Source organism: Allobosea spartocytisi, assembly GCF_014764685.1.
Taxonomy (GTDB): domain Bacteria; phylum Pseudomonadota; class Alphaproteobacteria; order Rhizobiales; family Beijerinckiaceae; genus Allobosea; species Allobosea spartocytisi.
In genome coordinates, this window is record NZ_JACXWY010000006.1 from 291,094 (window position 1) to 304,278 (window position 13,185).

Below are 13,185 nucleotides of genomic sequence, written 5' to 3' on the forward strand. Positions count from 1 at the left end.
GGTCCGGGACCTGAGATGCGGTTTATCCTGCGAATCTTCGGATGGTTGTTCGCTGCCGGCACGATCGCTTTCGTGATCGGCGCGGCCGTGCTCGGCGGCCTGATCTGGCATTATTCCAGGGACCTGCCGGATTATGCGCAGCTGCGGAACTACGAGCCGCCGGTGATGACCCGCGTCCATGCGGGCGACGGCAGCCTGATCGCCGAATATGCCCGCGAGCGCCGGCTCTACATCCCGATCCAGGCGGTGCCGAAGCTCGTCGTCGATGCCTATATCTCGGCCGAGGACAAGAATTTCTACAAGCATATGGGCGTCGATCCCGAGGGCCTCGCCCGCGCCGCGATCTATAACTTCCGCAACCGCGGCGCCAATCGCAGGCCGCAGGGCGCCTCGACCATCACCCAGCAGGTGGCGAAGAACTTCCTCGTCGGCTCGGAGCAGTCGCTGGAGCGCAAGATCCGCGAGGCGCTCGTCGCGCTGAAGCTCGAATCGACCTACTCGAAGGACAAGATCCTCGAGCTCTATCTCAACGAGATCTATCTCGGCGCGCCGGCGCCTGGGCTCGGCAGCTACGGCATCGCCGCGGCGGCGCTGAACTATTTCGGCAAGTCGGTGCATGAGCTGAACCTGCAGGAGGCCGCCTATCTCGCGGCGCTGCCGAAGGCGCCGAGCGATCTGCAGCCCTTCCGCAATACCGATCGCGCGATCGAGCGCCGTAACTACGTGATCGACCGCATGGTCGAGAACGGTTACGTCAAGCGCGACGTCGCCGAAGCCGCCAAGAAGCAGCCGCTCGGTGTCAATCCGCGCCAGGTCTCGCCGAACAACATCGCCGCCGGCTATTTCGCCGAGGAAATCCGCCGCGAATTGCAGGATCGCTATGGCGAGAAGAAGCTGCTCGAAGGCGGCCTGTCGGTCCGTGCCACGGTCGATCCCAAGATCCAGCTGACGGCGCGCAAGGCGCTGGTCGACGGTCTCGTGCGGTTCGACGAGGCGCGCGGCTGGCGTGGCGCCATCCAGAAGCTCGATATCGCCGGGCAGGACTGGGGCAAGGCGCTCGGCGAATTGCCGGTGCTGGGCGATGTGGCGCCCTGGCGGCTCGCCGTGGTGCTCGACGCCAACGGCGACAGCGCCAGGCTCGGCCTGCATCCGTTGCGCGACAATGCCGGCAACCTCAACACCCGCCGCGAAACGGTCACGCTAGCTGCGGACGGAATCAAATGGACCCGCCGTGGCCGTGTCTCGCAGGTGGTTTCGGCCGGCGATGTCGTCTATGTCGAACCAATCGAGAACCGGCCGGGCTATGCCCGCCTGCGTCAGCTGCCGGAGGTCAATGGCGCCATTGTCGTGATGGACCCGTTCTCCGGCCGCGTGCTCGGCATGGTCGGCGGCTTCTCGCACGACCAGTCGGAGTTCAACCGCGCCACCCAGGCGATGCGCCAGCCGGGCTCGTCCTTCAAGCCCTTCGTCTATTCGACGGCGCTGGACAATGGCTACACCCCGTCCAGCATCATCCTCGATGCGCCGATCGAGATCGACCAGGGGCCGGGGCTGGGCATGTGGCGGCCCGAGAACTTCGACGGCAAGTCGGTGGGGCCGCGCACGCTGCGCTACGGCATCCAGTTCTCGAAGAACCTGATGACGGTGCGCCTGGCCAAGGATGTCGGCATGCCGCTGATCGCGGAATATGCCCGCCGCTTCGGCATCTATGACGATCTCCAGCCCGTGCTCTCGATGGCGCTCGGCGCCGGCGAGACGACGGTGATGCGGATGACGGCGGCCTATTCGATGCTCGTCAATGGCGGCAAGCGCATCCGGCCGACGCTGATCGACCGCATCCAGGACCGCACCGGCTCCACCATCTTCCGGCACGACCAGCGCGTCTGCGAGGGCTGCAATGCCGATAAATGGGCGAACCAGACCGAGCCGCGCCTCATCGACAACCGCGAGCAGGTCATCGACCCGCTGACGGCCTACCAGATGGTCTCGATCCTGGAAGGCGTGGTCAATGCCGGTACGGCGACCGTGGTGAAGTCCGTCGGCAAGCCGCTCGCCGGCAAGACGGGCACGACCAACGATGCCAAGGACGTCTGGTTCGTCGGCTTCTCGCCGGACCTCGCCGTCGGCGTCTATATGGGCTTCGACAAGCCGAAGTCGCTCGGCACCTCCGCGACGGCGGGCCAGTATGCCGCGCCGATCTTCCGCGATTTCATGACGGTGGCGCTCAAGGACAAGCCCGCGACGCCGTTCCGTGTGCCGGCCGGCATCAAGCTGATCCGCGTCGATCCACGCACCGGCATGCGTGCCGGCGGCGAGGGCGGCATCCTCGAGGCCTTCAAGCCCGGCACTGCGCCGCCCGACAGCTATTCCGTCGTCGGCTCGGGCGACGGCAGCGCCCCGTTCGCCGCGCCGGCGGGGGGCGGGCGCGCGGTCGGCTCGGGCACCGGCGGCCTCTACTGACCAGCGCTTTTCACGATGCAGCAAGGCCCGGATACGCATCCGGGCCCTGTCTTTGCCGGTGAGGGTGAACGCCCCGGGGCCCGGCAAGATGTGAGGCGGGCGTTTACAGCGCGGTCTTTCGCCCCTATCTCAGCGCTACGAATCCAAGACCGACAACGGAAGATCTGACGACGATCATGCGCCCCGAAATCCAGACGCAACTCGATAACGCCAAGCAGTCGATCGGACTGCTGAGGAGGCATCTTTGACTGGGATGAAGCCCAGCGCCGCCTAGCGGAACTCAACGCCCTCTCGGAGGGGCCCGATTTCTGGAACGATGCCGAAGCCGCGCAGAAGCTGATGCGCGAGCGCACCGGGCTCGAGACCCAGATCGAGGGCATCGGGAAGCTCGAGCGCGAGCTCGACGACGCTCTGACGCTGATCGAACTCGGTGAGATGGAGGGCGACGACGCCACCGTCACCGAGGGCGAGCAGGCGATCAAGGCCGTTCAGGACGAAGCGGCGCGGCTGCAGGTCGAGACCTTGCTCTCGGGCGAAGCCGACATGCTCGATACCTATGTCGAAATCCATCCCGGCGCGGGCGGCACCGAAAGCCAGGACTGGGCCGAGATGCTGCTGCGCATGTATCGGCGCTGGGGCGAGCGGCGAAAGTTCAAGGTCGAGACGCTCGAATACCAGGACGGCGACACGGCCGGCATCAAATCGGCGACGCTGCAGTTCAAGGGCCACAACGCCTATGGCTGGCTGAAGACCGAATCGGGTGTGCACCGCCTCGTGCGCATCTCGCCCTTCGATTCGAATGCCCGGCGGCAGACCTCGTTCGCATCGATCTGGGTTTATCCCGTCGTCGACGACCGCATCGTCATCGACATCAACGAATCGGACTGCCGCATCGACACCTATCGTGCCCAGGGCGCCGGCGGCCAGCACATCAACACCACGGATTCGGCGGTGCGCATCACGCATATCCCGACCGGCATCGCGGTGTCCTGCCAGCAGGAGCGCTCGCAGCACAAGAACCGGGCCAAGGCCTGGGACATGCTGCGCGCGCGCCTCTACGAGGTCGAGCTGAAGAAGCGCGAGGAAAAGGCCAATGCCGAGCAGGCCTCCAAGACCGATATCGGCTGGGGCCATCAGATCCGCTCCTATGTGCTGCAGCCCTATCAGCTCGTGAAGGATCTGCGCACCGGCGTGAGCTCGACAGCGCCTGCCGACGTGCTCGACGGCGATCTGGACGCGTTCATGGAGGCGTCGTTGGCCCAGCGCGTTTACGGCACCCAGGTCGAGGTCGAGGATATCGACTAGGCCCGACATCGCCATTCCGGCGCGCAAGGGCACGGTTCGGAGCCCATGAGCGCGGAAATTGAAAAAGGGCGGCAATCATGCCGCCCTTTTTGCTGCGCCGTGTTCATGGGCTCCGGACTCATTGCTGCGCAATGCCCGGGAATGACAAAGGGGCTCTGCGCATCAGAGAATGTTCGCCAGCTTGCTGCCGGCATTGAGGAAGCGGGTTGGATCGACCGGCTCCTCGTTGATGCGGGTTTCGTAATGCAGATGCGGGCCGGTCGAGCGGCCGGTCGTGCCGACCTTGCCGACCACCGTGCCGGCCTTCACCATCTGGCCGACCGAGACGGAGATCGCCGACATATGGGCATAGCGCGTGCTCAGCCCGTTGGCGTGCTCGACCTCGACCATGTTGCCGTAGCCGCCGTTATATTCGGCCGCCACGACTTTTCCGGGCGCGGTGGCGAGGATCGGGGAGCCCGGCGCGGCGCGGAAATCGACGCCGGTATGCATTGCCAGCCCGCGCGTGAAGGGATCGGTGCGGTAGCCGAAATTCGAGGTGAAGTCGTGATCGCCTGTCATCGGCCGGCCGAGCGGCATCTGCTCGGCGAGGCCGCGCAGGCGGATGAGAGAGGTCAGACGCGGCTGCAGCGCGGTCAGGGTCGCCTCGAAGGGGCCGGCCGAGGGATCGAGCTTCACCGGTACCAGCGGGCCGCCGACGCCGCCATCGACGATGGCCGGGGCAGCCATGCGGTCGGTGTCGAGCCCGGTTTCCGCGAGCGCGCTGCGCAGCTTCTTCTGCGCCTCCGCGACCTTCTGGTCCATCTCCTTGAGGGCGTCGAGCTGCGCGTCGGAGGTTCGGGCCATGGCCTTGTCGAGCTTCTCCAGGCTCGCCTCGACCCGCTTGGCGGGGGGCTCGGGCGGGGCGACCTCGCCCGACTGCCAGCCATTCTGGGCGTTGGCCTCGGCGCCGCGCAGCGCTGGCGTCTCGGGGGCAGGGGTCGGCTTGCTCGGCATGATCGGCGCGAAGCTCGTCACGCCCGAGGCCCGAATCGCTTCCTCGGGCTTGGCCACGCGTGGGCGCAGGGGAAGCCTGTTGGCCGGCAGGACGCCGTTGGATTGCAATGCATCGGTCATCGCCGTCACGAGCGACTGCCGCGATTCGAGCTCGGCCTGGCGGGTTGCCAGCTCGTCGACGCGTGACTCGACACCGTCCTGGTCGAGTAAGGCGCGGCTGGCATAACGGTCGACATCCGCACGCAGGGCGGCGATGCGGTCCTCATAGGCGTATTGCCGCGTCGTCTCGCGGGCGATCATGCGGGCGGCGAGGTCGTCCTTGCTGAGGATGTACCAGCCGGCGGTGCCGCTGCACGCCGTCATCAGCGCGAGCCAGCCCAAACCCATGAGCATCGTCGAACGGCGGATGGTGTAGGTCTTGTGGACGACGAGCCCGCTGACCGGGAGGGACGGGGCTGTGTGAGGCTGTGCATGCATACGCGGTACCGGGGGAAACGCTGCCGATACCGTCATTAGGGATTGTTAGGGTTAATCTTTCGCAAAGACCGCGCCGATGTCGAGGCTCTACAAGGCTCGCGCCGCGGCCAGAACCGCCTCGGCATGGCCGGCGACCTTCACCTTGCGCCAGATCCGCGCGATCCGTCCGTCGGCGTCGATCAGGAACGTGGCCCGCTCGATGCCCATGAACTTTCGGCCATACATGCTCTTCTCGACCCAGATGCCATAGGCGTTGGCGAGAGCCTGGCCCTCATCGGCCAAGAGCGTCAGGTCGAGCTCGTATTTCTGCTTGAAGCGATCGTGCCGCGTGGCCGGGTCAGGCGAGACGCCGACGATCTCGGTGCCGCAGGCGGCGAAATCAGGACGGAGCCGGTTGAAGTCGATCGCCTCTCGCGTGCAGCCGGTCGTGTCGTCCTTGGGGTAGGCGTAGAGCACCAGTTTGCGCCCCCGAAAGCCGGCCAGCGTGACCTCGCCACCGCCATCGCGCGGCAGACGGAAATCCGGTGCCGCATCACCTTCCTGCAAAACCATCGTTTCCGCCTTCCTTTTGTCGCCTTCGGGGGGCATGGACCGCCGCAGCCGCTAGATTTGAGTAGGATCGGTTCTCCGATCGGGTTCGTGTGCCCGACGAAACCCGTCCCTCACTGGCCGGGGAGCGGCGCGATCTGGCGAAAGACGAGGCAGCCGCCGGTTACGGGTTGCCGAATCGCATCGTCAGGTCACATCGACATCCATGCCGTCTCCCGAGATTGCGGCAAGGGGCGCTTTTGCTGCACCTTGTCGGAAGCGGCACCGACGCCCGAGAGGACCACGCGCATTTTGGCGGAGCAGGAAGCAAAGGTTGCGCTTGCCGGGCAGGGCGAGCCGGCGCCGCAGGGCGCGGCCTGCGATGCGGAGGTCGTGAAGAAGCGCGCCAGGGCCGGCTTGATCACGATCTGTGTCGCGATCGTGGTCGCTGCCGTGGTGCTGGCCGGCGCGGCCGTGACGCTGCTCGTCACCGGGATCATTCCGCTCTCCGGTCTCGAAGGGCGAATCTCGTCCGCGATCGAGGAGCGGCTGGGCCCCGACTGGAAGGTGGAGGCCGCCTCGGCCGAGCTCGGCCGCATCGACGGGCATTCTCAGCTCAGGGTCAGGCAAGTCTCGTTCCGTCACTCGAGCGGCGCCGTCATCCGGGCGCCGGAGGCGATCCTCGGCTATGAGCCGATGGCGCTGCTCAAGGGCGATATCCGCCTGGTCTCGATCGATTTGCGCGGCGTCAACGTCCGGCTCGGCGTCGACAAAAACGGCGCGCTCGTCGTGAACGCCGATTCGGCTCCCGTAGAGACGCCGCCGCCCGCGACGGTTCCCGATGCCGCGCAGTGGAATGCCTTCACCGGCATCATGAGCGCGATCTCGACGCTGGCACGCGGCGACGGGCTGCTCGGCGCACTGGAGACCGCCGGCATCAACGGCGCCCGTCTTTCGCTGGTCGATCCCGAGGGGCGCCAGAAGGCCGGCTTCGAGGATGTCGAGATCCGGCTGTCGCGGATCGGCGAGCGCGGCACGCGCCTGACGATGAAGGGCCGCACGGGGCAACGCTGGAAGGAGATGGCGGTCGATCTCACCACCGAAGCCGACGGAACCCAGCGCGCCGATATCGATATCCAGCGCTTCGAGCCGGCCGAGGCCGTCGCGCTGGCCTTCGGGACGGGCGGGATGGAGCTGGAGGGCCTCCCCCTTCAGGGCAAGGCGACGCTGCGGCAGACGCCCGACGGCAAGCAGTCGATCACGGCCAAGATCGACGTCCAATCCGGTTCGATCCGCTTCCCGGAGAGCCCGATGCCGACCGTCAAGCTCGCTTCGGCCCATTTGGAGGTGGCCAGCGGCCCCGATCTGACCCAGCTCAACATCGTGCGGGCCGAGATCGATGCCGGCGCGACGCATTTCGTCTCCTCCGGTTCGCTGCGCGAGGATAATGGCGGCTGGCGTCTCGAACTCGACGCCAAGGGACAGCTCGCCGGGCTCGATGGCGACCCGGCGGTGCAGATGGACGGCCTGAAGGCCAATCTCAAAATCGATCCCGCCAACGGTGCGGTCGGAGTGGATGAGCTCAGCATCCGCGGTCCCAAGGCCAAGGTCGACATGACCGCCTTCGTCCAGCGCGTCGGCAGTTCCCCGCTGCAGCGCTTCCATGTCAAGGCGATGGATTCCGATCCGCGGGCACTTCTGGCGATCTGGCCGAAGTTCACCTCCCCGGACGTGCACAACACGCTGGAGCGGCAACTCGCGGCCGGACACATGAAGTCGTTGACCGTCGATCTCGACCTGCCGGCGGAGGATCACGCCAAGCTCATCCATGGCGGCGGCATGCCCGACGGCGCCTTGCTCGTCGTCATCGACGCCGATCAGGTGCGATATCTGCCCGACCCCGGCCTGCCGCCCCTTACGGATGCGGTGGTTGCGGGCAAGGTCACGGGGCGCACGGTGCAACTTGCGATCGGCCAGGCGACGGCCGATCTCGGCAATGGCCGCAGCATGCGGCTGAGCGACGCCAGCTTCGCGATGCCGGACTACTGGATACATCGCGCTCCGGCGACTATCGCGTTTCGGATTGCCGGCTCGATGGATTCGCTGACCGCTCTGCTGGGCTTTCCGGCGCTGAAGGACTTCACCCCGGGCCAGATCGACCCCGCTGCGATCAAGGGCGCGAGCGACCTCAAGGTCGCGCTCACCCTGCCGCTGGCGAACGACCTGAAGACGGAGGAGGTGTCGATCAGCGGCAACGGCATCCTGTCCAATGTCGCATCCGACACGATGCTGGGAACCGAGAAGCTCGACGCCGGCTCCTTCACGATGAATTTCGATCGCAACGGCCTGGCGCTGCGTGGCGACGCGAAGGTCGGCGGCGACAAGACGCAAATCGAGATCAAGCAGAATGCGAAGGGGCAGGGCGATGCGACACTGCTGCTCTCCCTCGATGCGGCGGCACGGCAAAGACGAGGCATCGGACCGGATTCCGGTATTTCCGGCGCGCTGCCGGTCAAGGTGGTGAAAAGCTTCAGCAAGGGCCAGCTGAACACGCCACCGCGGGTCGAGATCGACCTGACCAAGGTCGGGCTCGACGGAACGATACCGGGCCTGAGCAAGCCGGCCGGACGGCCGGGCAAGGTCAGCTTCAACTACATCCTCGATACCGACGGGCCCGATCTCGACGATTTCTCGTTCGATGCAGGCAGTGCGCAGATCAGGGGGCGCGTCGAGCTCAACAAGCAGAACGGGCTGGAGAGCGCGAGCCTGACGCAGTTCCGTCTCTCGCCGGGTGACAACCTCAAGCTCGACATCAAGCGGGACGGCGGCGTCACCAAAGTCATTGTCCGCGGCGCGGTGGCCGATCTGCGGCCCTTCATCAAGGACGTTCAGAGCCCGGCCCAGGCGCCGCGTGGCGATCGCTCGGCGCAGCAGAAGGGCGGCGACTACGACGTCGATCTCGACGTGCCGATCCTGACCGGCTTCAACAACGAGGCGATCACCAACGGCACGCTGAAATTCTCCAAACGCGGCGGCGATCTGCGCATGGTCAATTTCCAGGGGCGCATCGGCAAGGCCGACGTGACTGTCAGGCAGCGCCAGAGCGAGGGCGGCAAGCTCGTCGTGCAGACGGAGAATGGCGGCTCGCTGCTGCGCTTCCTCGATCTCTACAACAAGGCCTATGGCGGCGACCTCATCCTGACCATGGGGACAGGCGAGAACCAGAGCGGCGACCTGCTGTTCCGCAACTTCCTCGTGCGCAACGAGCCGGCGCTGCGACGCGTCGTCGGCACCTCGTCGAGCAGCGCCTTCACGGGCGAGCGTACCGGAGGCGACCCACCGGACGTCCGCATCGACGTCAGCGAAGTCGCCTTCACCAAGCTGCGCGCCGAGTTCACCCGCTCCGCCAGTCGGCTCGACGTCTCGGACATGGTGATCTGGGGCCAGCAGGTCGGCTTCACCCTTCAGGGCCATGTCGATTATGGCCGCGACCGCGTCGACATCGGCGGCACCTTCGTGCCGGGCTATGCCTTCAACAACGCCTTCGCGCAGGTGCCGGTGGTGGGGGCGCTGCTCGGCGGCGGCAGCCAGTATGGCGGGCTCTTCGCGGTGAATTTCCGCATTTCCGGCCCGGCCAGCGCGCCGAACATGACGATCAACCCGCTCTCCGCGCTTGCGCCGGGCATCCTGCGCCGCTTCGTCGATCCGCTCGGCGGGGCGCCCGAGCAGCGGCCGGTCCAGCCGGGGCAGGCGCCGCCACGGCCCTGAGCGATACTGACGAGGCGAGATTTGCCGTCACGCTCGGGCCTGCCCCGAGCGTCTCGTGGAGGAACGGCGCCTCTCACGGCGAGACATTCCCGGACTGCGCCTCACTTAGCCCGGGAATGACGGCGCGACCGATGAGGTTGCTGTTCTTGCCGAAGCTGTTTTTGCCGGATCGGGCCTGTGCCTATTCCGGCCGCAGCAGGACGTGCTTCTTCTTGCCGAAGGAGAGCTTGACCGCCCCATCCGAGGTCAGGTCGGCGAGGCCGAGCGTGGCGCGCTCGTCCGTGACGACGACATCGTTGACGCGCAAGCCGCCGGCCTTGACCTGCCGACGCGCCTCACCGGTCGAGGGCACGAGCCCTGCCTTGACGAAGGCGCTGAGCACGCCAAGGCCCGGCTCGATCTCACCGCGGGGGATCGTGACGCTCGGCAGGTCGGTCGCGAGGGCGCCTTCCTCGAAGGTCTTGCGCGCCGTCTCGGCAGCGGCTTCGGCGGCCTCGCGGCCGTGGACGATCGCCGTGATCTCGGTCGCGAGGATCTTCTTCGCCTCGTTGACCTCGGCCCCGCCGAGCGCAGCGAGCCGGGCGATCTCGTCCATCGGCAGGCGCGTGAACACCTTGAGGAAGCGGCCGACATCGGCATCCTCGGTGTTGCGGAAATACTGCCAGAAATCATAGGGGCTGAAGACGTCGGCATTGAGCCAGACCGCGCCGTTGGCGGTCTTGCCCATCTTGGCGCCGGACGAGGTCGTCAGCAGCGGCGTCGTCACGCAGTAGAGCTGCGGGCCGCCCATCCGGTGCGAAAGATCGACGCCGTTGATGATGTTGCCCCACTGATCGGACCCGCCCATCTGCAGCCGGCAGCCATAGCGGCGGTTGAGCTCGACGAAGTCGTAGCCCTGCATGATCATGTAGTTGAATTCGAGGAAGGACAGCGACTGCTCGCGGTCCAGCCGGAGCTTCACCGAATCGAAGGACAGCATGCGGTTGACCGAGAAATGCCGGCCGACATCGCGCAGGAATTCGACATAGTTCAGCTTCAGCAGCCAATCGGCGTTGTTGGCCATCATCGCGTCGGTCGGGCCGTCGCCATAGCGCAGGATGCGGCCGAAGACGCGCTTGATGCTCTCGATATTGGTGGCGATCTCCTCGACGGTCAGCAGCTTGCGCTGGTCGTCGCGGAAGGAGGGGTCGCCCACCATGGAGGTGCCGCCGCCCATCAGCGTGATCGGGCGGTGGCCGGTCTCCTGGAACCAGTAGAGCATCGTCAGCGAGATCAGGTTCCCGATATGGATCGAGGTCGCGGTCGCGTCATAGCCGACATAGGCCGTCTGGGTTCCCTGCCGGCACAGAGCATCGAGGCCGGCCGGGTCGGAGACCTGGTGGATGAGGCCGCGCTCGTCGAGTACGCGCAGGAAATCGGATTTGTAGGTGGTCATGGCGGCTTGCGATCTGGCGTTTGTGGGTCCGCCGTCGTCTAGAGCATGTTCCGCCAAAGTGGAAACCGCTTTTGCGGCGAAGGCGCCGGCGGCCTTCATCCGGGAATGCGGTTGAGCCATAATCCGGCAGCGTCGCTGGGATGCGGCGGGTCCACGACATCGCGCGAGAGCCCGAGGTCGCAAAGCGCGCGGTCGTCCAGCATGGCGAGGCGGCGCTGCGTGCGGGCGGCAGCCGCATGACGCTGCCAGGACGCCAACAGGCCGAGCAGGAAGGAGGCGCCGGCCCGGGGGGCGAGCGGCGCCGTTTGCGGTAGGCAGGTCATGATCCGATCCTCGGAGGCGGCAGGCGATGCGCCTGGCGGTGTGAGGTGAATCTGAGCCGGATGGCGCGGGACGACAAAGCGGAAGATTGTCACCTGCCATAAAGAGGGCTTATGGTTCGGCATGCCCGCGCATCCGCCGCCGCCACCAAAGCTTCCTCCGCTCGCCGCGGTCCGCGTTTTCGAGGCTGCGGCGCGCCACCAGAACTTCACCCGCGCGGCCGAGGAGCTCGGCATGACGCAGGCGGCGGTGAGCTACCAGATCCGCTTGCTGGAGGACCGAGTGGGCGCCGCGCTGTTCGTGCGCCAGCCCCGCCAGGTCGTGCTGACGGCGATCGGGCAACGCCTCGCCGGGCCGGTGGCGAAGGCGCTCGCCGATATCGGCACGGTGTTTCGCGATCTCTGCGAGGAAAACCAGACGGTCCTGACGATCTCGGCGTTGCAGACGATGGCGATCACCTGGCTTTCACCGCGCCTCGCCCAGTTCCAGATCGAGAACCCGCAATTCGAGGTGCGGGTCGGGACCTCGGAGCATCTCGTCAACTTCGCGACGGAGTCGGTCGACCTGGCCTTGCGCTTCGGGATGGGCGAATGGCCCGGGCTGGTCGCGGAGAAGCTCTTCGCCTGCCACTACGCACCGCTCTGCACGCCGGAACTGCGCGAGCGGCTGCAATTGCGCGAGCCGCAGGACCTGCTGCGGGCCCCGCTGCTCAGCCCGACGGATGATTGGTGGGCAAACTGGTTCGCCGATGTCGGTATCGTGGCGCCGAAGCCCGGCGGACGGGCCACGATGGCGTTATCGATGCAGGCGATGAACATCCAGGCGGCGCTGCGCGGGCATGGCGTCGCGATGGCGGCACCGGAACTCTTCGCCTATGACATCGCGGCCGGGCGGCTGGTCTTCGCCATTGAACACGCAGTGCGGGGGGACCGCTCCTACTGGATCGTCTATCCGCCGGAGCGCCAGCGCGAGCGCAAGATCAGGTTGTTCCGCGACTGGATTCTGGCGGAGGCCCGGGCAGCTTCCATGAATCTGCCCGTACTCGATGGAAGCCGGAGCGCGACCGCCCCGGCTGCCTGATCGTCCGGATCAGGCCTGTTCCTGCTCCGACTTGATGATCTCCGGCCCGACCTTGCCGTCGAGATAGACGCCGACCTGCTCCATGAGCTGCTCGACGCGACCGTCGAAGAAGTGGTTCGCGCCCTCGACCACGGCATGCTCGATCTGGATGCCCTTCTGGGTCTTCACCTTCTCGATCACCGCCATCACCTCCTTGACCGGGGCGACGCGATCCTCCGAGCCATGGACGAACAGGCCGGAAGACGGGCAGGGCGCCAGGAAGGAGAAATCGTAGCGGTTCGCCATCGCCGCGATCGAGAGAAAGCCCTCGATCTCGGGGCGGCGCATCAGCAACTGCATGCCGATCCAGGCGCCGAAGGAAACGCCCGCGATCCAGCAGTTCTTGGCCTCGGGGTTGAGCGCCTGCATCCAGTCGAGCGCGGCAGCCGCATCCGAGAGCTCGCCGGCGCCGTGGTCGAAATGGCCCTGGCTGCGGCCGACGCCACGGAAATTGAAGCGCAGCGCCGAGAACCCCCGGTTCACGAAGGTGTAGAACAGGTTGTAGACGATCTGGTTGTTCATCGTCCCGCCGAATTGCGGGTGCGGATGCAGGATGATCGCCAGCGGCGCGCCCCGCTTCTTGGCGGGCTGGTAGCGCCCTTCGATCCGGCCTGCCGGACCGTTGAAAATCACCTCTGGCATCGTCTTACCGCCTTTTGTTGACGATGCCGGCAGGGGCGGAGCCCGGGGCGGCCGAATGCCGCTCCTGAAGCCCGCCGCCCTTGACGGCACCACCTCGTGCGCCCTAGATAAAGAGCGCTTAGAATGGTTCTAAC

Annotated in this window: 9 protein-coding genes; 4 read left to right on the forward strand and 5 right to left on the reverse strand. The window is 66.4% G+C overall.

Going from position 1 to position 13,185, the window contains the following annotated elements; translation table 11 throughout:
• Positions 1–15 precede the first annotated feature (15 nt).
• Positions 16–2,460 carry a penicillin-binding protein 1A gene (locus tag IED13_RS12790; protein ID WP_038365742.1) on the forward strand — a complete coding sequence of 815 codons (2,445 nt, stop codon included), beginning with the start codon at positions 16–18 and terminating at the stop codon, positions 2,458–2,460.
• A gap of 176 nt (positions 2,461–2,636) precedes the next feature.
• Positions 2,637–3,765 (forward strand): peptide chain release factor 2 gene (gene prfB, locus IED13_RS12795; RefSeq protein WP_112762279.1). Its coding sequence is split into 2 segments (ribosomal slippage): positions 2,637–2,705 and positions 2,707–3,765, totalling 1,128 coding nucleotides; the frame shifts between segments, so codons are not numbered across the junction.
• 162 nt (positions 3,766–3,927) lie between these two features.
• Here prfB and IED13_RS12800 read toward each other — a convergent pair.
• Complete coding sequence (locus IED13_RS12800; RefSeq protein ID WP_142021002.1) at positions 3,928–5,238, reverse strand: M23 family metallopeptidase; 1,311 nt, start codon at positions 5,236–5,238, stop codon at positions 3,928–3,930.
• Positions 5,239–5,325: 87 nt separating this feature from the next.
• Positions 5,326–5,790: a peroxiredoxin gene (locus IED13_RS12805; protein ID WP_038365745.1), complete on the reverse strand. Its 465-nt coding sequence runs from the start codon at positions 5,788–5,790 to the stop codon at positions 5,326–5,328.
• 288 nt (positions 5,791–6,078) lie between these two features.
• On the opposite strand from IED13_RS12805, the gene IED13_RS12810 reads away from it, so the two are divergent.
• Positions 6,079–9,534: a YhdP family protein gene (locus IED13_RS12810; RefSeq protein ID WP_191124383.1), complete on the forward strand. Its 3,456-nt coding sequence runs from the start codon at positions 6,079–6,081 to the stop codon at positions 9,532–9,534.
• 181 nt (positions 9,535–9,715) lie between these two features.
• Here the strand turns inward: IED13_RS12810 and tyrS are convergent, their stop codons facing one another.
• Positions 9,716–10,969 carry a tyrosine--tRNA ligase gene (gene tyrS, locus IED13_RS12815; protein ID WP_142021000.1) on the reverse strand — a complete coding sequence of 418 codons (1,254 nt, stop codon included), beginning with the start codon at positions 10,967–10,969 and terminating at the stop codon, positions 9,716–9,718.
• 95 nt (positions 10,970–11,064) lie between these two features.
• A complete protein-coding gene (locus IED13_RS12820) occupies positions 11,065–11,292 on the reverse strand; it encodes a DUF1127 domain-containing protein (protein ID WP_038365749.1) in 228 nt (75 codons plus the stop codon).
• A gap of 121 nt (positions 11,293–11,413) precedes the next feature.
• Between IED13_RS12820 and gcvA the strand changes: the two genes are divergently transcribed.
• On the forward strand, positions 11,414–12,370 hold the full coding sequence (gcvA, locus tag IED13_RS12825) for a transcriptional regulator GcvA (RefSeq protein WP_191124384.1): 957 nt from the start codon (positions 11,414–11,416) through the stop codon (positions 12,368–12,370).
• 9 nt (positions 12,371–12,379) lie between these two features.
• On the opposite strand, the gene IED13_RS12830 is transcribed toward gcvA, so the two are convergent.
• On the reverse strand, positions 12,380–13,051 hold the full coding sequence (locus IED13_RS12830; protein ID WP_038365751.1) for an alpha/beta hydrolase: 672 nt from the start codon (positions 13,049–13,051) through the stop codon (positions 12,380–12,382).
• Between the last annotated feature and the right edge of the window lie 134 nt (positions 13,052–13,185).